Here is a 19863-nt window from a genome sequence, read left to right as displayed (position 1 = left end):
CGCCGCCGGCCGCATCACGGGAGGACTACCGCTGCACGATGTCCGGCGCCCCCAGGCGCGCCGCGTCCGCCGTCAGGTCGTCGGGCTGGCGCTGCGACTCCCGCTCGGCCTCCACGCGCTTCTCGTAGTGCTGCACCTCGCGCTCGACCTGCCCCTTGTCCCAGCCCAGTACCGGCGCCATCAGCTCGGCCGCCTCCCGTGCGGACCGTGTGCCCCGGTCGAACGTCTCGATCGAGATGCGGGTGCGCCGGGTCAGCACGTCGTCCAGGTGCCGTGCCCCTTCGTGCGAGGCGGCGTAGGTGATCTCGGCACGCAGGTAGTCGTCGGCCGCCCGCAGCGGCTCGCCCAGCGAGGGATCGGCGGCGATGAGGTCCAGGACCTCCTCCGCCATCGTCCCGTACCGCTGCAGCAGGTGCTCGACCCGTACCGGGTGCAGTCCGGTGCGCGCCGCCGTCCGTGCCCGCCCGTTCCACAGCGCGTGGTAGCCCTCGGCGCCCACCAGCGGTGTCTCCTCGGTGACGCAGGCGGCGACGCGCACGTCGAGACCGTGCACCGCCGCGTCCACCGCGTCCTTGGCCATCACCCGGTACGTCGTGTACTTGCCGCCCGCCACCACGACCAGCCCGGGTACGGGGTGGGCCACGGTGTGCTCGCGGGACAACTTGCTCGTGGCGTCCGACTCGCCGGAGAGCAGCGGCCGCAGGCCGGCGAACACGCCTTCGACGTCGTCCCGTGTCAGCGGCACCGCGAGCACCGAGTTCACGTGCTCGAGCAGATAGTCGATGTCCGCGCTGGACGCGGCCGGGTGCGCCTTGTCCAGGTCCCAGTCGGTGTCCGTGGTGCCGACGATCCAGTGCCGGCCCCAGGGTATGACGAACAGGACGGACTTCTCGGTGCGCAGGATGAGCCCGGTCGTGGAGTGGATGCGGTCCTTGGGGACGACCAGGTGGATGCCCTTGGAGGCGCGGACGTGGAACTGTCCGCGCTCCCCGACCATCGCCTGCGTGTCGTCGGTCCACACACCGGTGGCGTTGACGACCTGCTTGGCGCGGACCTCGTACTCGCCGCCGCCCTCGACGTCCTGCACCCGGGCACCGACGACGCGTTCGCCCTCGCGCAGGAAACCGGTCACCCTGGCGTGGTTGGCGGTCTTCGCGCCGTACGCGGCGGCCGTGCGGACCAGGGTCGCCACGAACCGGGCGTCGTCCATCTGGGCGTCGTAGTACTGCAGGGCGCCGACCAGCGCGTCCTTCTTCAGACACGGCGCCGCTCGCAGCGCGTGACGGCGGCTCAGGTGCCGGTGCACGGGCAGGCCCCGTCCGTGCCCGCGGGCCATCGCCATGGTGTCGTAGAGCGCGACGCCCGCTCCGGCGTACAGCCGCTCCCAGCCCTTGTGCTGCAACGGGTACAAGAACGGCACCGGCCGCACGAGATGCGGAGCGAGCCTCCCCAGCAGCAGGCCGCGCTCCTTCAACGCCTCCCGTACGAGCGCGAAGTCGAGCATCTCCAGATAGCGAAGGCCGCCGTGGATCAGCTTGCTGGACCGGCTGGAGGTGCCCGACGCCCAGTCACGCGCTTCGACCAGGCCCGTGGACAGGCCGCGTGTCGCGGCGTCGAGCGCCGTGCCCGCACCGACCACTCCGCCGCCCACCACCAGCACGTCCAGTTCGTGCTCGGCCATGGATGCGAGTGATTCGGCGCGCTGCGCCGGCCCCAGTGTCGCTGTCCTCACGCTGCCTCCCGCTCATCGGTCGCGTCGGCCGCACCTGTCGGCGAAGCCCGGTTCCCCGTCCTCATGCCCAAATTCTGACCGGCTTGCCCGACTTCAGCCACACGCGCCCCCAGCCTGTGGACAACACCTTCGGAGCGACTCACCGAAAACCAACCGATCAATCCCACATATCGGTCATATTTACTCCTAGTCTGACATTGCGCCCGCCTGTCCAGTCCACAGCGCTTGCGCACCTGTCGCACTCCGGTTATTGGGAAGGACGGCCCACGCCATGCCCGCAGATCTCGCCGTCATCGGACTCGGCCCGTATGGACTGCCCCTGGCCCAGGCCGCCGTCACCGCCGGCATCCCCACCATCGGTTACCGGACCGGCCCCGAACCCGGCTCCCTCAGCGCCGCCGAACAGCGCCGTATGCTCGCGCAGGGCTTCCGTACGACCACCAACCCCGCCGAGCTGGGCCGGGTGCGCACCGCCGTCATCTGCGCACCGACCCCGCGCGGTGCGGACGGCGGGCCGGCCCTCGGCCAGGTCGAGACGGCCGCCCGTACCCTCGCCGCGCGGCTGCGCCCGCACACCACGGTGATCCTGGAGTCCCCGGTCCCCCCGGGGACGACGGAGGGGCCCCTGCTGCGCCTGCTCGAGTCGGGTTCGGGCCTCCGCGCGGGGCGCGATTTCCACCTCGCCCACTCCCCCAGCCGTGTCGACCCCGGCAACCGCGACTTCACCCCGGCCAACACCCCGAAGGTCATCGGGGGCCTCACCCCCGCCTGCACCGAGTCGGCCGCCACCTTCTACGGGCGCATCACCGACAAGGTGGTACGTGCGCGGGGCCTGCGCGAGGCCGAGACCGTGCAGCTCCTGGAGAGCAACTTCCGGCACGTCAACATCGCCCTCGTCAACGAGATGGCCGCCCTCTGTCACGACCTGGGCATCGACCTGTGGGACGTCCTGCGCTGCGCGGAGACCAAGCCCTTCGGCTTCCACGCCTTCCGCCCCGGCCCCGGTGTCGGCGGCCACACCGTCCCCCAGGACCTGACCGCCCACGCGGGCCGCACCCTGCGCATGGCGGAGCTGGCCCAGGAGGTCAACGGCCGCATGCCGCGCTACGTGGTGCAGCGCGCCGCCGCCCTCCTCAACGAGCACGGCAAGTCCGCGCGCGGCGCACGCGTGCTGCTCCTCGGCGTCACCTACAAGGCCGATCTCGCCGACCAGCAGGGCAGCCCGGCGCGGGAGATCGCGGTCCGGCTGATGGAGCTGGGCGCCTCCATCAGCTATCACGACCCCCACGTCCCCTCCTGGAACGTCCTCGACCGCCCCGTCCCCCGCGCGGACTCCCTCTACGAGGCCGCCGCCGAGGCCGACCTGACGGTCCTGCTCCAGCAGCACCGCACGTACGACCTCCAGGGCCTGTCGGTGAAGGCGCAGCTGCTGCTCGACACGCGCGGGGCCACACCTACGGGGGCGGCGCATCGGTTGTGAGAGGGGGCGCACCGGCCCCGCCCGCACCACAGGGGCTGGTGGTCGACGCGGCATGGCGCGGGTACGGTAGAAAACAGGTGGAGCCCACCGCAGCGGGTACTGCGGCAGGCTCCTGAATGGTGAACCGAGTGTCCACCCCTACTTCTCTTAGGGGTGGTCGCTCACCATCCGTGAATCCACAGGACGCACCTCCTCCGGAATTTCACCATCCGCAGACGGATTCGATCCCAGGCGGTGGGCTTGCGGTGACGGCCCATGGCGCACCCCCTTCCACGATGCCGCCAATAGCCCGGTAGGCGGTCCGTCTGGAATTCGGGCCGAACCCCGAGGGCGGGGTCCGGAACCATCTCCTTGGAAGGGCGCGCTCCAGAGAACTGGGTCGCCGGGAACAGACATGACCGACTCGGCACCGCCCATACCTCGCGCATCGGCCCCGATGACAACCGCGCCCCCCGACTGCCACGAGCGCCTCCGCACGCCCCTGACGTGCGAGAGGGCCGGTCACCTCACCAGGTGACCGGCTCTCTCGGTGCCGTACGAAAAGCCCGCCCGACCCCTACCGCCGGTGCTGCGAGTCCGCCACCGTCACCTCGACGCGCTGGAACTCCTTCAGCTCGCTGTAGCCTGTGGTGGCCATCGCGCGGCGCAGGGCGCCGAAGAGGTTCATCGAGCCGTCGGGGGTGTGGGACGGGCCGGTGAGGATCTCCTCCAGCGTGCCGACCGTGCCGAGGTCGACCTTCTGGCCGCGCGGCAGTTCCTCGTTGACGGCCTCCATGCCCCAGTGGTTGCCCTTGCCCGGACCGTCCGTCGCGCGGGCCAGCGGGGACCCCATCATCACGGAGTCCGCGCCGCAGGCGATCGCCTTGGGGATGTCGCCCGACCAGCCGACACCACCGTCCGCGATGACGTGCACGTACCGGCCGCCGGACTCGTCCATGTAGTCGCGGCGGGCGGCGGCCACGTCGGCGACCGCGGTGGCCATGGGGACCTGGATGCCCAGCACGTTGCGCGTGGTGTGCGCGGCGCCGCCGCCGAAGCCGACCAGGACGCCCGCCGCGCCGGTGCGCATGAGGTGCAGGGCGGCCGTGTAGGTCGCGCAGCCACCGACGATCACCGGGACGTCGAGCTCGTAGATGAACTGCTTCAGGTTCAGCGGCTCGTGCGAACCCGAGACGTGCTCGGCCGACACCGTCGTACCGCGGATGACGAAGATGTCCACGCCCGCGTCGACGACGGCCTTGGAGAACTGGGCGGTGCGCTGCGGGGAGAGCGCGGCGGCGGTGACCACGCCCGAGTCGCGCACCTCCTTGATGCGCTGCCCGATCAGCTCCTCCCGGATGGGAGCGGCGTAGATCTCCTGGAGGCGCCGGGTGGCCGCCTCGGCGGGCAGACCGGCGATCTCGTCCAGCAGCGGCTGCGGGTCCTCGTGGCGCGTCCACAGGCCCTCGAGGTTCAGCACGCCGAGGCCGCCGAGCTCGCCGATGCGGATCGCGGTGGCCGGCGAGACGACCGAGTCCATGGGAGCGGCCAGGAACGGCAGCTCGAAGCGGTAGGCGTCGATCTGCCAGGCGATCGAGACCTCCTTCGGGTCCCGCGTACGGCGGCTGGGGACGACGGCGATGTCGTCGAAGGCGTACGCCCGGCGGCCGCGCTTGCCGCGCCCGATCTCGATCTCAGTCACGTCTGTGGCCTTTCCCTGATGCGTTTGCAGCGCCTTCCAGTATCCCCGACGGCCGCGGCGCCCACCGCCCCGGACGTACGGCGAGGGCGGCCCCGGAGAGATCCGGGGCCGCCCTCGCCGATGCCCGCCGCTACTGGCGGCTGTAGTTCGGTGCCTCGACCGTCATCTGGATGTCGTGCGGGTGGCTCTCCTTGAGACCGGCCGACGTGATGCGCACGAAGCGGCCCTTGGACTCCATCTCCTCGATGGTCGCGGCGCCCACGTAGCCCATCGTCTGGCGCAGGCCGCCGACGAGCTGGTGCAGCACGTTGGCCAGCGGGCCGCGGTAGGGCACCTGGCCCTCGATCCCCTCCGGCACGAGCTTGTCGTCGGAGGCGACCTCGCCCTGGAAGTAGCGGTCCTTCGAGTACGACCGGCCCTGGCCCCGGGACTGCATGGCGCCCAGTGAGCCCATGCCGCGGTACGACTTGAACTGCTTGCCGTTGATGAACTGCAGCTCGCCGGGGGACTCCTCGCAGCCCGCGAGGAGGCTGCCCAGCATCACGGTGTCGGCGCCGGCGGCGAGCGCCTTGCCGATGTCACCGGAGTACTGCAGCCCACCGTCGCCGATCAGCGGGACGCCCGCCGCGCGGGCCGCGAGGGACGCCTCGTAGATGGCCGTGACCTGCGGAACACCGATGCCGGCGACGACTCGGGTGGTGCAGATGGAACCGGGGCCGACGCCGACCTTGATGCCGTCCACACCGGCGTCGATGAGCGCCTGGGCGCCGTCGCGCGTGGCCACGTTGCCGCCGATCACGTCGATGCCGACGCTCGACTTGATCTTCGCCATCCAGCTGAGGGCGTTGCTGTTGTGGCCGTGCGAGGTGTCGACGACCAGGAAGTCCACACCGGCCTCGGCGAGCGCCTGGGCCCGCTCCAGGGCCTCGGGGCTGGCGCCCACGGCGGCGCCGACGATCAGGCGGCCCTCCCCGTCCTTGGCGGCGTGGGGGTACTGCTCGGCCTTCACGAAGTCCTTGACCGTGATCAAGCCCTTGAGCACACCCGCGCCGTCGACCAGGGGAAGCTTCTCGATCTTGTGGCGGCGCAGCAGCTCCATCGCCTCCACGCCGGAGATGCCGACGTGTCCGGTGACCAGCGGCATCGGGGTCATGACCTCGCGCACCTCACGGGAGCGGTCGGTCTCGAAGGCCATGTCACGGTTGGTGACGATGCCGAGCAGCTTCTTGTTGCCGTCGGTGACCGGGACGCCGCTGATGCGGAACTTCGCGCACAGGGCGTCGGCCTCGCCGAGCGTGGCGTCCGGGTGAATGGTGATGGGGTCGGTGACCATGCCGGACTCGGAGCGCTTCACCAGGTCGACCTGGTTGGCCTGGTCCTCGACGGACAGGTTGCGGTGGAGCACGCCGACGCCGCCCTGACGCGCCATGGCGATCGCCATGCGGGACTCGGTGACCTTGTCCATCGCGGCCGAGAGCAGGGGGATGTTCACCCGGACGTTGCGGGAGATGCGGGACGAGGTGTCAACCGCGTTGGGGAGCACCTCGGATGCGCCCGGCAGCAGCAGCACGTCGTCGTAGGTCAGCCCGAGTGTCGCGAATTTTCCGGGCACTCCGTCGACGTTGGCAGTCATGACACCTTCCCCAAATGGCCTTGCTCGGTGCGGATGTCCATGCTAACGGGAAGCGCGGGTGTCTCATTCCACGGTTTCACACGGCTCCCGGCTTCGTATGTTCGTACGGGAACGGCCGACGGTCCGTTCATACGCCGAAGGGGCGGCGTGAAAGCGGCGGTTACTGCTCCGCCAGGGCACGCAGCCGGCTCAGCGCGCGATGCTGGGCCACCCGGACGGCGCCGGGTGACATTCCCAACATCTGACCGGTCTCCTCCGCCGTGAGTCCCACGGCAATGCGCAGCAGGATCAGCTCCCGCTGGTTCTCGGGCAGACTGGCCAGCAGTTTCTTGGCCCATTCGGCGTCGCTGCTGAGCAGGGCGCGCTCTTCCGGGCCGAGGGAGTCGTCGGGGCGCTCGGGCATCTCGTCGGAGGGCACGGCGGTCGAGCCGGGGTGCCGCATCGCCGCGCGCTGGAGGTCGGCGACCTTGTGGGAGGCGATGGCGAAGATGAACGCCTCGAAGGGCCGGCCGGTGTCCTTGTAGCGGGGCAGTGCGAGGAGCACCGCGACGCAGACCTCCTGGGCGAGGTCCTCGACGAAGTGCCGGGCATCGCCGGGCAGCCGGGACAGACGGGTGCGGCAGTAGCGCAGCGCCAGGGGGTGGACGTGCGCGAGCAGATCGTGTGTGGCCTGCTCGTCTCCGTCGACAGCGCGATGGACGAGCGCACCGAAAGCCCCCTGGGCAGTGCCCGCCTCGTCGTCGCGCATCGGTCCATGGTGCCTTGCGGACGTCTGGTCCGCGGCACCGTGTCCCTGGTTGTGCACCGAAGCGTTATGAGCAGGTGCGCCGGAACTCATACCCGCCGCCCTCCCCTCCCGCTCGACCGACTCGTCCCCGAGGAACTCCACACCTCAAGGATGCGTCATCCGCGGCGAAACGAGCAGCGGGCACCTTCCGGCCACCGCTGACGCCCTGGTGGGCCGGGTCTCCGGGGTGCTTCCCGCGGGTTCTGGGACCGGCGTCGGGGCCGGTCGTACGGACCGGTCCGACACAGGAGGGCCGCTCACGCCCCCGCCGTTCCGCTCGCCTCGCCCGTCCCGGACCCCGGCCCACCGACGACACCGCACGACACCGCACGGGACCGCCGTACGACGCCGGGATGCCCGCAGCGCGGGCCGGCATGACGGCAGGCCGTACGCGGCGCCACGCGCGCGTGCCGGGCCGAGCACGGAAGCGCCGCACGCGCGGAGGACCGGCGCATCCACACCGCCGTGCGCATCCGCGGGAGACACCGGACCACCGCACACCGGACGCGCCCTCACACCCGCACCACCCGACGGGCGAGCGGCCCACGCACCCGGACCGCCCCACACGGGCCAACCCGGAGATGGACCTCACCGCACGCCGCGAACGTCCCGGTGCCCACGCCACCCCACGCGCGAGGCATCCTCACACCCGCACGGCCGCGCACCCGGAACACCCGGGTCTCCGGAGAGCACCGGCTACCCACGGCGCCCCAGGCCGGGCAGGCGTTCCCGGTGCCACGCGGGCACCGGTCGACGCCCGATGCCGTACGCCGCATCCGGACCGGCCCGGCCCGAAGGACGGGCCCTAACGCACCAGGCCCCACCGGAATCCGAGCGCCACCGCGTGCGCCCGGTCGGAGGCGCCGAGCTTCTTGAAGAGCCGTCGCGCGTGCGTCTTGACGGTGTCCTCGGAGAGGAACAGCTCACGGCCGATCTCCGCGTTGGAGCGGCCGTGGCTCATGCCTTCGAGGACCTGGATCTCACGCGCGGTGAGCGTCGGCGCCGCACCCATCTCGGCGGAGCGCAGCCGCCGCGGGGCGAGCCGCCAGGTCGGGTCGGCGAGCGCCTGCGTGACCGTGGCACGCAGCTCCGCGCGGGAGGCGTCCTTGTGCAGGTAGCCGCGCGCACCCGCGGCCACCGCGAGCGCCACGCCGTCGAGGTCCTCGGCGACGGTGAGCATGATGATGCGCGCTCCCGGGTCGGCGGACAGCAGCCGCCGGACCGTCTCGACGCCGCCCAGTCCGGGCATGCGTACGTCCATCAGAATCAGATCCGAGCGATCGGCACCCCAGCGGCGGAGGACTTCCTCGCCGTTGGCAGCCGTCGTCACGCGCTCGACACCGGGCACGGTCGCGACCGCGCGGCGGAGCGCCTCTCGGGCAAGCGGGGAGTCGTCGCAGACGAGGACGGAAGTCATGGCCGCCCTCCGCAGCTGATGCGCGTCACCTTGAGCCTCCAGGCTGGTACGAAATAGTCACCTGTGCGGTCGACCGTCCCGGACACCCGCCCGAGCACTTGTTCCTTCAACCGCCTCGCACTCTCAACGACGGTCACTCGAAAGAGTTACGGGGCCGTCTGCCATCTTCGGCACTCTACGTGAGGAGCCGCTCACGGTGCAGACACGCACGACGGACCCTCGAACTTTCACCACAACCCATGCCCCATTTAGACCCTTTTCTTCCCATTCGTTGGTGTCTGGGGCTAGATTCGCAATGAGTCATATTTTCATCTCCTTTGATCGTAGTTGTACGGTCGTGGACACCGGATCCGCCCAGAACGGCTACAAGGGGTCACGCAATGGCAGATTTCTCCCGCCTTCCCGGACCGAACGCGGACCTGTGGGACTGGCAGCTCCTGGCCGCCTGTCGCGGGGTGGACAGCTCGCTCTTCTTCCACCCCGAGGGTGAGCGTGGTGCGGCTCGGAGCGCTCGCGAGAACTCGGCCAAAGAGGTCTGCATGAGGTGCCCGGTACGCGCCGAGTGCGCCGCGCACGCGCTGGCGGTCCGCGAACCGTACGGCGTATGGGGCGGCCTGACCGAGGACGAGCGCGAAGAGCTGATGGGGCGGGCCCGCCACCGGCTGGTGTCGGCATCGGCCGGCGGTGGACACGCCACCGCCTCGAACAACTGAAGGAACGTTTCTTCAAGAACTCGGGCACGCACAGGTGCCCTTGTTCGTCCGCGGACTGCCGCCACGCCCTCAGCGGGCCGCTGCCGCCGCCAGCTTCTCCAGCGTCGCGGCGACCGCGGGCACCTGGGCGAGATCCAGGAGGGTGAGTGCGACGATCTCCCGCCGCACGGCGGGCTCCAGCGCGACGGCGCGCACACCCCGGGGCCGCACGGACTCGATGGCCAGTTGGGGCAGGACCGCGACCCCGAGTCCCGCTCCGACCAGTCCGGCGACCGCCGGGTAGTCGTCGGTCGCGAAGTCGATGCGCGGGGTGAAGCCCGCCGTCTCACACACCTCGACCAGCTGCCCGCGGCAGCGCGGACAGCCGGCGATCCACGGCTCGTCGGCGAGTTCGCCGATGGCGAGGGACTCCGCGCGGGCCAGCCGGTGCCGTTCCGGCACGAGCCCCACGAGCCGGTCCGACAGCAGCGGCCGTACGACGAGGTCGTCCCACTCCTCAGAGCCCGCCGCCCCTTCGTACCGGAAGGCGAGGGCCACGTCGCAGTCACCCTCACGCAGCATCTGCACGGAGCTGGGCGGTTCGGCCTCCTCCAGGGAGACCCGCGTGCCCGGGTGGGCGTCGCGCAGGGCGGCGAGGGCCGTGGGGACGAGCGTGGAGCTGCCGCTGGGGAAGGAGACGAGGCGGACCCGGCCCGCGCGCAGACCGGCGATGGCGGCGACCTCCTCCTCGGCCGCGGTGAGTCCGGCGATGATCCCGGCGGCGTGCCGCACCAGTGCCTCACCTGCCTGGGTCAGACGCATTTCCCGGCCGCTGCGGATGAGCAGAGGCGTGCCGACCGACGCCTCCAGGGCCTTCATCTGCTGGCTGACCGCGGGCTGGGTGCAGCCCAGCCCGCGGGCCGCCGCGGAGAAGGAACCGGTGGTGGCCACGGCGCGCAGCACGCGGAGATGACGGGCTTCTATCACGCCTCAAGGATAAGCGGCCCTTTGATACGGCGGCGATTAATACGTCGACGCTTTGATACTCATCGCTTACCGTGCGCGCATGAAGCTTCTGTCAGTGAACCTGGGCCGCCCGATGTCCGCGCCCTACACGGACCAGCGCGACGGCGTGACGGGCATCGACAAGCGCCCGGTGGACGGGCCGGTGCGGGTGGCCGCGCCGGGACCGAAGGGGACCGCAGGGAGCGGTCTCTCGGGGGACGCCGTGTGCGAGATGCGGCATCACGGCGGGGACGACCAGGCCGTGTACGCCGTGGCCCGTGAGGACCTCGACGAGTGGGAGCGCACTCTGGGACGCCCGCTGACGAACGGCTCGTTCGGCGAGAACCTCACCACGGAGGGCATCGACGTGTCCGGTGCCCTGATCGGTGAGCGATGGGCCGTCGGGTCCGGGGTGGTCCTGGAGATCACCTCCGGGCGTATCCCCTGCCGCACCTTCCAGGGCCATCTGGGTGAGAAGGGCTGGGTGAAGCGGTTCACGCAGCGGGGTGCGCCGGGGGCGTATCTGCGGGTGATCCGGCCCGGTGAGATACGCGCGGGTGACGCCGTACGGGTCATTCACCGCCCGGATCACGAGGTGACGGTCGCCCTGCAGTTCCGCGCGGTGACCACCGAACGGACGCTGCTGCCCCGGCTGCTCGCGGCGGGTGTGGCACTGCACCCGGAGGCGATCGCGACGGCACGGACGTACGTGGAGCAGCACGGTGCGGAGTCGACGGTCTGACGGCGGCCCCGGGACCGCCGCCGCCGAGCGGACGACTCCGCTCCGGGTAACTACTCTTGCGCCATGACAACGGCTCTGATTACGGGATCGACGGCTGGGATCGGTGCCGCTTTCGCGCGGCGGCTGGCGGCCGACGGACATGACCTGGTGCTGGTGGCCCGCGATGCCGGCCGGCTGCACGAACAGGCCACCGAATTGCACGACCGCCACGGCATCGAGGCGGAGGTACTGACCGCCGACCTGGCGCGGGACAAGGACATCGCGGCGGTGGCCGACCGGCTCGGTGACCGCAAGAACCCCGTCGACCTGCTGATCAACAACGCCGGCTTCGGCAACAAGGGCCGCTACCTCGAGGTCCCCATGGCCGACGAGCTGCGGATGCTCAAGGTGCACTGCGAGGCCGTGCTCCTCCTGACGTCGGCCGCCGTGGAGGCCATGCGGGAGCGCGGACGCGGAGGTGTCGTGAACGTCGCCTCGACCGCCGCGTTCGTCCCGCGCGGGACGTACGGCGCGTCCAAGGCGTGGGTCGTGCAGTTCACCCAGGGCGCGGCAGTGGATCTGGCGGGCCACGGCGTACGCCTGATGGCGCTGTGCCCCGGCTTCGTGCGCACGGAGTTCCACGAACGGGCCGGTATGGGGACCGACAACATCCCGAACTGGATGTGGCTGGACGCGGACAAGGTCGCCTCGGCGGCGCTCGCGGACCTGGCCCGGGGCAAGAGGGTGTCGATCCCGGACCCGCGCTACAAGGCGCTGATGGGGGCGGCGAAGCTGGTCCCACGCGGGATGCTGGGCGGGCTCTCGTCGCGGACGGGGCGGAAGTACGGGCCCCGCTAGCGGCGCGCCCGGGGGCGCGCCCGGGGGTGGGCCCGGGGGTGGGCCCGGGGGTGGGCCCTGACGCCGGGACGCGGCTGACCCCACGGACGCGCCGTGACCACGGGACGAAGCCCGCCCGCCAGAGCAGAATGGGTGGGGACAAGGACCCGGACCCAGGGGGGACCGGAGGCGAGCGGCATGACCTTCCTTCAGCTCATCGACTGCAGGACGAGCCGGTTCGAGGAGATGGACCGGCTCATGGACCAGTGGGCCGAGCAGACCAAGGGGAAGCGGACGGCGACGCATGCGGTGGTCGGCAAGGACCGCTCGGACACGTCGCACGTCGTCGAGATCGTCGAGTTCCCGTCGTACGAGGAGGCGATGCGGAACTCACAGCTCCCGGAGACCGACCGGATCTTCCGGGAGCTGGTGGCGCTCTGCGACGAGATGCCGACGTTCAGGGACCTGGACGTGGTGCGCGACGCGCAGCTGCACACGGACTCCGCACGGCGCTTCTTCGAGGTGCTGACCACCGCGGACGACCTGTCCCCGATGACGGGTCTGATCGAGGAGCATTACCGCGACCACGATCCGGCGAACGAGCAGGACGTGATCGGCCTCGACCACTTCCGGCGCGAGATGGACGTGTGGCGGGGCGGCTTCGACTTCTCGCTCCGGATCGAGGACCAGATCGCCCAGGACGACCGGGTGTGCACCCGCTGGAGCTGGGAGGGCACCCACAAGGCCGACTTCCTGGGCATCCCGGCGACGGGGAAGAAGGTCTCCATGTCGGGCACGACCATCTTCCGCTTCGGGGGCAACGGCAAGATCGTCGAGGGCTGGTGGCAGTACGACCGGCTGGGGCTGATGACGCAGCTGGGGGCGCTGGAGCCGACGGAGCTGTAACCGGGTATGCGCGATCACCGGGCGGGACGGCCAGGCCGCTGCTACGCCTCGGAGGAGGGGAGCGGCAGCAGGCTTCCGCTCCAGCGCTCCTCGTCGTCCCCGGCCGGCGTCACGCGCAGCCCGAAGGCGTCCTCGGCGAGAGCCAGCACGCCGTGCACCGGAGCCGACTCCACCCTGCTGCTCGGCTGGGCCGGCTGGAACCACCGCGACCAGGCCGACGCCCGCGTCAGCCTGATCCGCAGCCGTGTCGAGACCGGCGGCTGGACCAAGGACGACCCCCGTTTCGTACCGCTCCTCGCCGGGCTGCGCGAGGTGCTGCCGTGGGTGCAGCAGTGGTACGGCAAGTACGACGAGGAGTGGGAGGTCAACCCCGCCGAGGAGTTCCAGGCCGCCCTCGACTCCGGCCGCGCGGAGCGCGAGCTGTCCGAGGCGGATCTCGTCAACTGGCGTCCCGAGAAGAAGACGCGTGGGCGGCCGAAGAAGAGCGAGTGAGCAGAGCAGTGCCCTTCGGGCATGAGTGGGGGGCGGTGGGGAGCGCAAACGGCTTCCCACCGCCCCTCGTTCGTCTCAGACGCCTGCGGTCATCCGCACGAACGCCGTCCACTGGGCAGTGGGGACGTTGAGGGACGTCATGTCCGGTCGCTTGGAGTCCCGGATCATCACGGCCGTACCCGCATCGGCGATCTCAACACAGTCACCACCGCTTCCAGAGCTGTAGCTGCTCTTGAACCAGCTCAGCGTGTCAGCGGCAGGCTCGGTGCTGCTTGCCTTCATTGCTCTCCCCACAGCTTCTCGATGAAGGCCAGTGAATCCCGAGGAGTGAGCGCCTGCGCTCGGAGAACGCCGTACGTTGCTTCCAACGGGCTGACCTTCTTGGGCGCGGTGTACAGGATGCTCGCCTCCTGCACCTCCATGTAGCCCATCCTGCTCTGGCCTTTGAGGTGGATCAACGTGAAGGCCCCGCCCAGGCCCGCATGTTCGTCGCGGTCCATCGGCATGACCTGCATCTCAACGTTGCGCTCGTGCCCGTAGAGCAGCAGTTGTTCGAGTTGGCCGCGCAGTACCTGGCGCCCACCGATGGGACGGCGCAGGGCCTGTTCCTCGATCACGAAGCTCAGGAGAGGCACAGGTCGTCGAGAGAAGAGCTTCTGCCTCTCCAACCGGGCAGCCACCCGCTGCTCGATAACTTCGGCGTCCAGCAGGGGCCGCCACATCGTGAAGACGGCGCGCGCGTACTCCTCCGTCTGCAAGAGCCCTTTGATCACGTGGTTGTCGTACGCGTGCAACTCGACCGCCTCGGCCTCCATCTCCGCATACCGCCGGAAGAACCCCGGATACCGCGCCTTCGCCACCCCCCCTTCATCGCCACGAGCAACCCCCGCCCGCCCACCTCCCGATCCACCGCGTCCACCAGCTCCGGCCGGGGAATCCGTCGCCCCTGCTCCACCGCCGCGATCTGCGCCTCGCCGTACCCGACCCGCTCGCCCAACTGCGCCTGCGTCAGCCCCGCGGCCTCCCGCAGCAGCTTCATCTGGCGGCCGAAGCAGCGCAGGAACTCCCCGTTGGAATCAGCGCCCGCGCCGTCCACGCCCGTACCCGAGTCCGTACCCGACTCCATCGCACCCGCCCCTCAGCACATCCGTCCATCGGTCACCCGTGCTCGCACCGTAGGACGCCCTCCGCACCCACCACGCCGAGACCGAAACAAGTTGCGCCGTAAGAGTGGACGAGCAGGTCATCTCACTCTCGTCGTCGTAGACGAGCCAGGTCCCGTGGCCGAGCAGACCTTTCCGGCTGCCCGAATCGGGCAAACCGACGGCATGGAATGGCTGATCTTGACGGTCGAGAACCTCAAGTTCCCCTCAGAGGAATACCGGTTGCCGCTCCGGCGCCACGTCCAGGCGACGCTCTTCCGTCCGACGGGCGACGAAACCCTCTGCCACCGCTGCCTCACCTCACCACCGCCCCATGCCGGTCCGCCGAGCGTCGGCGCGAGGACACATCACCGGCAGACCGGCCTCCATGTACATCTGCTACATTCGCGACATGAGTGAACCGGTAGTCGAGTCCATGGCCGAGGTCCGCAACCACCTCGCCGATGTCATCGACCGCGCCCGCCGCGAGGAGACGCCGACAATCATCACGCGGCGCGGCAAGCAGGAAGCCGTCGTGATCGACATCCAGGAGTACCAGCGGCTGCGCCAACTCGCCGAGGACGCCGAAGAGGCATGGCTCAACCGGCTGGCCGACGAAGCCGAGTCCGAAGGAACCGACGGATCGGTCTCGCTCGAAGAGATGGCCGCCCTGCTCCGCGACCAGCAGGGCTGACGCGCATGGGGTACGTCACGCGCTTCATCCCGCACGCCCAGCGGGACATGCTCAAGATCCCGCGCCCCGACGCCCTGCGCATCCTGCACCGCCTGGCCGAACTCCAGAAGGCGATGGACGCGGGGGACACGGCGGCGTTCGACGTGAAAGCCCTCCGAGGGCACGACGCCCGGTGGCGGCTCAGGGTCGGTGACTACCGGGTCGTCTACACCATCGAGGACGGTCGGCTCATCGTGTGGGTGCTGACCGTGAGCAACCGCCGCGAGGTCTACCGTCAGGTTCCCTGAGACCCCTTTACCCGCATGGTCCGCGTCGGCCTGCCCGGAGACCGCCCCGACAAGCCCGACCGCCTCGCCCGCCGCCCCGACAGAGCACCGCCGTGCGGGCGTCGCTCCTGGTGGGCGGGGGTGTGGGCGCGGGATCTTCGGGGCATGACCACTTCCCCCCGCCAGGAGCGGCGGTCCGCGCTGCCGCTCCCGCTCGCCGATCAGACGGTGTTCTCGTTCCGCTTCACCCCGTCCCCGCGCGGCGCCCGGCTCGCCCGCCGGCTCGCCTCCTGCCAGATGGACGCCTGGGGGTGGCGGTACGGCACCCCGGCGCACGATTCCGTCGAACTGATCGCGGCCGAACTGGCCGCCAACGCCGCGACCACGGCCGGGTCCCCGGCCGGGACGCCGAGATGCGGCTCAGCAGGGAGGACGGCGGGCGCGTCCGCGTCGAGGTCAGCGACGCGCGGGGCGAGCGACTGCCCGAGACACGGGACGCCGGAAGCGAGGACGACGGCGGGCGAGGGCTCCTTCTCGTCGCCGCCCTGGCCAAGGAATGGGGAACGGCTCCGCGCCCCGGCGCCCCCGGCAAGACGGTGTGGGCCGTGGTGCCCGCCGCGCCGGTCCGTGGGTGAGCCGGGGAGGGAACCGGTCCGTCAGTAGTGGTACCGGGCCTTGATGATCACGACTTCCTTCTCGGTGGCCCGGTAGACGAGGCGGTGCTCGTCGTCGATCCTGCGTGACCAGTAGCCCGACAGGTCGCCCTTCAGCGGCTCCGGTTTGCCGATGCCGGTAAAGGGGTCCCGCTGGATCTCGCCGATCAGACGGACGAGTTTGCGGAACAGTTTCGTGTCGGCGGCCTGCCAGTACAGGAGGTCCTCCCACCCGGTGGGACGGAGCCGTACGTCCCTCACTCGCCGTCCTCCGCCAGGGCCTCCAGCTCCGCCATGCTCCTAGTGATCACTGGGGTGTCGGCGGCCTTGTCGGCGGCGACGGCCGCCATGAGGTGGGCCGCATTGGCCGGCGAACGCAGCAGGTAGACGGTCTCCTGCCAGGAACGGAAGTCGTCGGCCGACATCAGTATGGCGTCGCCGCCCCTGGAGGTGATCTCCACGGGCTCGTGGTCGTCGTTGACCTGCTGGATCAGCGGGAAAAGTCTGGCCCGGGCCTCGCTCGCAGTGATGGACATGCCCCTCCTCCGCAGAAACCGGTACGGGAAGACCGTACCAGTCGAATGGTACAAGTATCCGGTACCAGCCGCATGACCTCTTGTTCCCCGGGCCGGGGTTCCCGCTTCGGCCGGCAGGACAAGGAAGGAGATGCGAGGTGCCCGGGTCTGACCGCGCGGGCCCCGGAAGAAGCCCGGCCGCGGGGGTGGCCGGGCGTGTGCTGTGGGGAGCGGGAGCGGCTGATGGCCAGGGGCGCGGGCGAGACGGTCGTAGCCTGAGGGACGTACTCGACATCAAGGAGGACGTCTACGCCGGTGACTTCAAGGTCGAACTGTCCCAGGGGTTCAGCGGCCGGCCCGCCGGGCGGGTCGAGCCGGGGACGCGCGCCGGGAGCGGCTGGAGTCCGCGCTGCTCACCGGGCCGATGCGGTCGTACGCGGAGAGCGCGCGCGGCGACGCGGCGAAGTACGTGCCAAGCGGGTACTGCGGCGGGTGTCACGTCAACTTGACGCATCTGCCGTCGCCGATCACGACGTGCGGTCTGCTGTTCACCGCGTCCGACGCTTATTCCAGGATGGAGACGCTGATGGTGATCGCTCCTGCCCCCGGCCACGTCCTCCGAGACGTTGTGTACGTCTTCGGTCCGGAGGGTGAGGCTGGTGCCACACCCCCTCCTCCATAGAAGCGGTACGGGAATGTCGTACCAGTTGGATGGTGCAGGGCTCAGGTACACGTTGCATGGACTTGCCCTTCACCGACCGGAGCCCTGCTCCCGGTCCACTCCCCGCAGACTGCCACGACCTGACAGGGCGAATCCTCAGCCGTCAGGCGTCCGGGAGACGGACGGCGGTGTAGGCGTTCCGGATCAGTTCATCGAGGTCCGGCGGGGCGTCGTCATGTGTCCACGACTGGAAAGCCGTACGGAACAGGGCCAGGGCCACCTCGACCTGGGCCTGAGCGGTGAAGGGTTCCTCGCCCCGTTCGACGAGTGCTTGCGTGAGCGCCTGTGACCAGGTGCGGAGCTTCCACAGTTCGCGTTCCGCCAGGTCCGGTACGGACTCGATGACGGTCGCGCGTCTGGCCATGGCGCCGCGACGCGGCTCGAAGTCCCGCGCGACCGCACGCAGGGCCTCCCGCAGGGCACCGGAGGCGGACGACCCGGAGTTCGTCACGGCGGTGACCATGAGGTGCTCGATCCGGCCTTCGTCGCCGAACAGCACTTCGCTCTTGTCCTTGAAGTGGCGGTAGAAGGTCCGGTCGGTCACACCGGCCCGCTCGGCGATGGACGCGGTGGTCGTCGCCGAATAGCCGCGTTCCAGGAACAGGTCGAGGGCGGCTTCCTGGAGTCGCGCACGGCTTCCCGGTTTCCAGCGGCTCATGAGCCGACCCTATCAGTGATGTCAGATTGTGACGTCAGGTGCTAGCCTCGTCGATGTCATAGTCTGACATCGACGTGAGGACGATCATGCCCCGTGCAGATGTGGAAGCGCTTCTCTCCTACCTCGCCGCCGCCGACATGCCCGGCATAGAGACCCAGACCCCACACCAGGCACGCGCAGGCCTGCGCGCGTCGGTCAAGGCCGCGGACCTGCCCGTCGGCGAGATCGCCGTACAGCGGCCGCTGACCATCCCGACACGGTCCGGCACGATCGCCGGCCTGCTCCTCGACCCACGAGCGGAGCGTGAGGCCGGCCCGGTGGTCGTGTGGTACCACGGGGGCGGATTCGTCACCGGAGACCTGGAGACGCACGGCGGCTTCGCGGCCGACATCGCACGGACGCTCGACCTCCCGGTGGTGCTCGTCGACTACCGGCTGGCCCCGGAGCACCCGTACCCGGCAGCGGTCGAGGACGCCGAGGACGCCGCCCGATGGGTCGCCTCACGGCCCCGTGAGCTCGGTCGTGAGGCCGATGCCCTGGTGCTCGGCGGAGACAGCGCCGGGGGGACGCTGACCATCGTGACGGCGATGGCCCTGCGTGACGCCCCGGCCGCGGTCCAGGTCCAGGCACACGTCACGATCTACCCGGCCACCGACCTCTCACGTCCGTACCCCTCGCAGGAGGAGTTCGCCACCGGACGGCTGCTGACCGAGGCCGGCCTCCGCTGGTACTACGACCACTACCGTGCCGACGCCCACGACTGGCGCGGCTCGCCGCTCCTCGGCGACCTCACCGGCCTGCCGCCGGCCGTCGTCCTCACCGCGGGCGAGGACCCGATCCGTGACGAGGGCCGCGCCTATGCGGCCGCTCTCGTCACCGCGGGCGTGCCCACGACCTTCCTCGAAGCCGATGGACACATCCACGCCTTCGTCCTGATGCGCGGGGTCGTGCCCTCCACCCAGGAGGACCTGGCGCGGGCCTTCGCCGCCCTGTCCGCCACGGTGCGGGCCGCGCGCAGGGCCGTCCCGACGGCCGCCTGACAGGGCGAACGCGCGGTGTCCGGGGTGCCGGTGAGCCGAACGGCCGAGGTGGGTGAGCTGCCGGTCACGTCGACCGTCGAAAGCCCCTGACGTCGCTCGAACCCGTGCCGTTCCTGCTGTGCCAGGACGGTTGACGCCCCGTCCCCCACACCTGCCCTCGGTCCTCGCCCCTCGCCCCTCACCGCCGGTACTCACGCGGCCTCGACCTGCGCGGTACGCCAAACGGGTCTATATATGACATACAGCGTCAGAAGGGGCTCACGATGCGAAGATTCGGTGTTGTGGCCGCCTGTGCGGCGGTGACCATGGTGGGCGGGCTGGCCGTCGGAGGCTGTGCCGTCGAGGACGACAGCTCCACTCCGGCCCCGGACAAGGGCACCGCGACCACGGAGAAGCAACAGGCCGAGGAGCAGGGCGAGGAGCAGGGCGAGGAGCCGCAGGGCGGGCGGTCGGAGACGGCGGGCGGCGAGCGCGACGATCTCGTCAGCTTCGAGATCGACGACCGCTCGCAGGCCGGGTTCGAGGACATCTGGGTCACCTGGACCATCACGAACCGGAGTTCGGAGAAGTCGGACTACACCTGGGAGTGGGAAGCCGTGGGCCCGGACGGCAAGCGGCTCTACAACTCGACCGAGTGGGCCACCGACGTACAGCCGGGGCAGACGGCGACGGGCGAGTCGCCCACCACGCTCAAGACCGCGGGCGTGACCATCAACATCACGGAGTTCGACCGCAGCAAGGCGTGGTGAGGCAGGTGCTCGGGCGATGGCACGGGGAGAAGGGCCGGTGCG

Annotated in this window: 21 protein-coding genes and 2 pseudogenes; 12 read left to right on the top strand and 11 right to left on the bottom strand. The window is 70.4% G+C overall.

All coding sequences use genetic code 11. The features are described 5' to 3' along the window. Window positions 1–25 precede the first annotated feature (25 nt). Window positions 26–1732 (bottom strand): glycerol-3-phosphate dehydrogenase/oxidase, encoded by a 1707-nt coding sequence (locus ACZ5C2_RS14915; protein WP_468790300.1) that lies wholly within the window; start codon window positions 1730–1732, stop codon window positions 26–28. Between the two features lie 271 nt (window positions 1733–2003). Here ACZ5C2_RS14915 and ACZ5C2_RS14910 point away from each other — a divergent pair, with 271 nt between their 5' ends. Further along, window positions 2004–3212, top strand: coding sequence for a nucleotide sugar dehydrogenase (locus ACZ5C2_RS14910; protein WP_468790298.1), 1209 nt, complete (start codon window positions 2004–2006; stop codon window positions 3210–3212). 556 nt (window positions 3213–3768) lie between these two features. Here ACZ5C2_RS14910 and ACZ5C2_RS14905 read toward each other — a convergent pair. The 4 genes from ACZ5C2_RS14905 to ACZ5C2_RS14890 all read right to left on the bottom strand — a co-directional run bounded on the left by ACZ5C2_RS14905 (window position 3769) and on the right by ACZ5C2_RS14890 (window position 8730). Then, window positions 3769–4893 (bottom strand): GuaB3 family IMP dehydrogenase-related protein, encoded by a 1125-nt coding sequence (locus ACZ5C2_RS14905; protein WP_468790296.1) that lies wholly within the window; start codon window positions 4891–4893, stop codon window positions 3769–3771. Between the two features lie 130 nt (window positions 4894–5023). Continuing rightward, window positions 5024–6526, bottom strand: a complete 1503-nt coding sequence (guaB, locus tag ACZ5C2_RS14900) for an IMP dehydrogenase (protein ID WP_468790294.1) — start codon at window positions 6524–6526, stop codon at window positions 5024–5026. Window positions 6527–6686: 160 nt separating this feature from the next. Next, a complete protein-coding gene (locus ACZ5C2_RS14895) occupies window positions 6687–7274 on the bottom strand; it encodes a sigma-70 family RNA polymerase sigma factor (protein WP_030221188.1) in 588 nt (195 codons plus the stop codon). An 844-nt stretch (window positions 7275–8118) separates the two neighbouring features. After that, entirely contained in the window at window positions 8119–8730 is a 612-nt protein-coding gene (locus ACZ5C2_RS14890; RefSeq protein WP_003948568.1) for a response regulator transcription factor, read from the bottom strand. 380 nt (window positions 8731–9110) lie between these two features. Between ACZ5C2_RS14890 and ACZ5C2_RS14885 the strand changes: the two genes are divergently transcribed. After that, window positions 9111–9443, top strand: a complete 333-nt coding sequence (locus tag ACZ5C2_RS14885; RefSeq protein WP_365897184.1) for a WhiB family transcriptional regulator — start codon at window positions 9111–9113, stop codon at window positions 9441–9443. 69 nt (window positions 9444–9512) lie between these two features. Here the strand turns inward: ACZ5C2_RS14885 and ACZ5C2_RS14880 are convergent, their stop codons facing one another. After that, a complete protein-coding gene (locus ACZ5C2_RS14880) occupies window positions 9513–10409 on the bottom strand; it encodes a LysR family transcriptional regulator (RefSeq protein ID WP_468790291.1) in 897 nt (298 codons plus the stop codon). Between the two features lie 79 nt (window positions 10410–10488). Between ACZ5C2_RS14880 and ACZ5C2_RS14875 the strand changes: the two genes are divergently transcribed. The 4 genes from ACZ5C2_RS14875 to ACZ5C2_RS14860 all read left to right on the top strand — a co-directional run bounded on the left by ACZ5C2_RS14875 (window position 10489) and on the right by ACZ5C2_RS14860 (window position 13383). Continuing rightward, the gene (locus ACZ5C2_RS14875) at window positions 10489–11169 is read left to right on the top strand and encodes an MOSC domain-containing protein (RefSeq protein ID WP_468790289.1); all 681 of its coding nucleotides are present in this window, start codon (window positions 10489–10491) and stop codon (window positions 11167–11169) included. 63 nt (window positions 11170–11232) lie between these two features. After that, complete coding sequence (locus ACZ5C2_RS14870) at window positions 11233–12006, top strand: SDR family NAD(P)-dependent oxidoreductase (RefSeq protein WP_468790287.1); 774 nt, start codon at window positions 11233–11235, stop codon at window positions 12004–12006. Between the two features lie 177 nt (window positions 12007–12183). Further along, window positions 12184–12891: an ester cyclase gene (locus tag ACZ5C2_RS14865; protein WP_468790285.1), complete on the top strand. Its 708-nt coding sequence runs from the start codon at window positions 12184–12186 to the stop codon at window positions 12889–12891. Between the two features lie 6 nt (window positions 12892–12897). Next, window positions 12898–13383: a DUF7008 domain-containing protein gene (locus tag ACZ5C2_RS14860; RefSeq protein ID WP_468790283.1), complete on the top strand. Its 486-nt coding sequence runs from the start codon at window positions 12898–12900 to the stop codon at window positions 13381–13383. A gap of 75 nt (window positions 13384–13458) precedes the next feature. Here the strand turns inward: ACZ5C2_RS14860 and ACZ5C2_RS14855 are convergent, their stop codons facing one another. Together ACZ5C2_RS14855 and ACZ5C2_RS14850 are read right to left on the bottom strand one after the other, a co-directional pair. Next, window positions 13459–13665: a DUF397 domain-containing protein gene (locus ACZ5C2_RS14855; RefSeq protein WP_468790281.1), complete on the bottom strand. Its 207-nt coding sequence runs from the start codon at window positions 13663–13665 to the stop codon at window positions 13459–13461. Continuing rightward, window positions 13662–14509, bottom strand: a pseudogene (locus ACZ5C2_RS14850) (helix-turn-helix domain-containing protein). Before ACZ5C2_RS14850 ends, ACZ5C2_RS14855 begins: the two are co-directional and overlap by 4 nt. Window positions 14510–14663: 154 nt before the next feature. Here ACZ5C2_RS14850 and ACZ5C2_RS14845 point away from each other — a divergent pair. The 4 genes and pseudogenes from ACZ5C2_RS14845 (at window position 14664) to ACZ5C2_RS14830 (ending at window position 16120) form a co-directional block, all read left to right on the top strand. Next, entirely contained in the window at window positions 14664–14945 is a 282-nt protein-coding gene (locus ACZ5C2_RS14845; RefSeq protein ID WP_468790279.1) for a hypothetical protein, read from the top strand. Further along, on the top strand, window positions 14938–15219 hold the full coding sequence (locus ACZ5C2_RS14840; RefSeq protein WP_468790277.1) for a type II toxin-antitoxin system Phd/YefM family antitoxin: 282 nt from the start codon (window positions 14938–14940) through the stop codon (window positions 15217–15219). The genes ACZ5C2_RS14845 and ACZ5C2_RS14840 overlap by 8 nt, the downstream gene beginning before the upstream one ends. A gap of 5 nt (window positions 15220–15224) precedes the next feature. Then, a complete protein-coding gene (locus ACZ5C2_RS14835; RefSeq protein ID WP_468790275.1) occupies window positions 15225–15506 on the top strand; it encodes a type II toxin-antitoxin system RelE family toxin in 282 nt (93 codons plus the stop codon). Window positions 15507–15650: 144 nt separating this feature from the next. After that, window positions 15651–16120, top strand: a pseudogene (locus tag ACZ5C2_RS14830) (ATP-binding protein). A gap of 21 nt (window positions 16121–16141) precedes the next feature. Here ACZ5C2_RS14830 and ACZ5C2_RS14825 read toward each other — a convergent pair. From ACZ5C2_RS14825 to ACZ5C2_RS14815, 3 genes are all read right to left on the bottom strand, one after another. Next, a complete protein-coding gene (locus ACZ5C2_RS14825) occupies window positions 16142–16399 on the bottom strand; it encodes a Txe/YoeB family addiction module toxin (RefSeq protein ID WP_468790273.1) in 258 nt (85 codons plus the stop codon). Continuing rightward, window positions 16396–16674 (bottom strand): type II toxin-antitoxin system Phd/YefM family antitoxin, encoded by a 279-nt coding sequence (locus tag ACZ5C2_RS14820; protein WP_407110957.1) that lies wholly within the window; start codon window positions 16672–16674, stop codon window positions 16396–16398. Before ACZ5C2_RS14820 ends, ACZ5C2_RS14825 begins: the two co-directional genes overlap by 4 nt. A gap of 803 nt (window positions 16675–17477) precedes the next feature. Further along, a complete protein-coding gene (locus ACZ5C2_RS14815; RefSeq protein WP_468790271.1) occupies window positions 17478–18032 on the bottom strand; it encodes a TetR/AcrR family transcriptional regulator in 555 nt (184 codons plus the stop codon). Window positions 18033–18118: 86 nt separating this feature from the next. On the opposite strand from ACZ5C2_RS14815, the gene ACZ5C2_RS14810 reads away from it, so the two are divergent. Together ACZ5C2_RS14810 and ACZ5C2_RS14805 are read left to right on the top strand one after the other, a co-directional pair. Continuing rightward, window positions 18119–19072 carry an alpha/beta hydrolase gene (locus tag ACZ5C2_RS14810; RefSeq protein WP_468790269.1) on the top strand — a complete coding sequence of 318 codons (954 nt, stop codon included), beginning with the start codon at window positions 18119–18121 and terminating at the stop codon, window positions 19070–19072. A gap of 263 nt (window positions 19073–19335) precedes the next feature. Then, window positions 19336–19821, top strand: a complete 486-nt coding sequence (locus ACZ5C2_RS14805) for a hypothetical protein (protein WP_468790267.1) — start codon at window positions 19336–19338, stop codon at window positions 19819–19821. Window positions 19822–19863: the final 42 nt, after the last annotated feature.

This window comes from Streptomyces sp. NPDC031365, from assembly GCF_055569765.1.
The sequence above is the reverse complement of the archived record's forward strand: the minus strand, read 5'-3'. Positions and strand labels throughout refer to the sequence as shown.

What these genes read in the sequence shown, in the direction of transcription:
- ACZ5C2_RS14910 (WP_468790298.1), top strand. Translation starts at nt 2,004, where the DNA reads ATGCCCGCAGATCTCGCCGTCATCGGACTCGGCCCGTATGGACTGCCC.
- guaB (WP_468790294.1), bottom strand. Translation starts at nt 6,526, where the DNA reads ATGACTGCCAACGTCGACGGAGTGCCCGGAAAATTCGCGACACTCGGG.
- ACZ5C2_RS14895 (WP_030221188.1), bottom strand. Translation starts at nt 7,274, where the DNA reads ATGCGCGACGACGAGGCGGGCACTGCCCAGGGGGCTTTCGGTGCGCTC.
- ACZ5C2_RS14890 (WP_003948568.1), bottom strand. Translation starts at nt 8,730, where the DNA reads ATGACTTCCGTCCTCGTCTGCGACGACTCCCCGCTTGCCCGAGAGGCG.
- ACZ5C2_RS14885 (WP_365897184.1), top strand. Translation starts at nt 9,111, where the DNA reads ATGGCAGATTTCTCCCGCCTTCCCGGACCGAACGCGGACCTGTGGGAC.
- ACZ5C2_RS14875 (WP_468790289.1), top strand. Translation starts at nt 10,489, where the DNA reads ATGAAGCTTCTGTCAGTGAACCTGGGCCGCCCGATGTCCGCGCCCTAC.
- ACZ5C2_RS14870 (WP_468790287.1), top strand. Translation starts at nt 11,233, where the DNA reads ATGACAACGGCTCTGATTACGGGATCGACGGCTGGGATCGGTGCCGCT.
- ACZ5C2_RS14865 (WP_468790285.1), top strand. Translation starts at nt 12,184, where the DNA reads ATGACCTTCCTTCAGCTCATCGACTGCAGGACGAGCCGGTTCGAGGAG.
- ACZ5C2_RS14860 (WP_468790283.1), top strand. Translation starts at nt 12,898, where the DNA reads ATGCGCGATCACCGGGCGGGACGGCCAGGCCGCTGCTACGCCTCGGAG.
- ACZ5C2_RS14855 (WP_468790281.1), bottom strand. Translation starts at nt 13,665, where the DNA reads ATGAAGGCAAGCAGCACCGAGCCTGCCGCTGACACGCTGAGCTGGTTC.
- ACZ5C2_RS14840 (WP_468790277.1), top strand. Translation starts at nt 14,938, where the DNA reads ATGAGTGAACCGGTAGTCGAGTCCATGGCCGAGGTCCGCAACCACCTC.
- ACZ5C2_RS14835 (WP_468790275.1), top strand. Translation starts at nt 15,225, where the DNA reads ATGGGGTACGTCACGCGCTTCATCCCGCACGCCCAGCGGGACATGCTC.
- ACZ5C2_RS14820 (WP_407110957.1), bottom strand. Translation starts at nt 16,674, where the DNA reads ATGTCCATCACTGCGAGCGAGGCCCGGGCCAGACTTTTCCCGCTGATC.
- ACZ5C2_RS14815 (WP_468790271.1), bottom strand. Translation starts at nt 18,032, where the DNA reads ATGAGCCGCTGGAAACCGGGAAGCCGTGCGCGACTCCAGGAAGCCGCC.
- ACZ5C2_RS14810 (WP_468790269.1), top strand. Translation starts at nt 18,119, where the DNA reads ATGCCCCGTGCAGATGTGGAAGCGCTTCTCTCCTACCTCGCCGCCGCC.
- ACZ5C2_RS14805 (WP_468790267.1), top strand. Translation starts at nt 19,336, where the DNA reads ATGCGAAGATTCGGTGTTGTGGCCGCCTGTGCGGCGGTGACCATGGTG.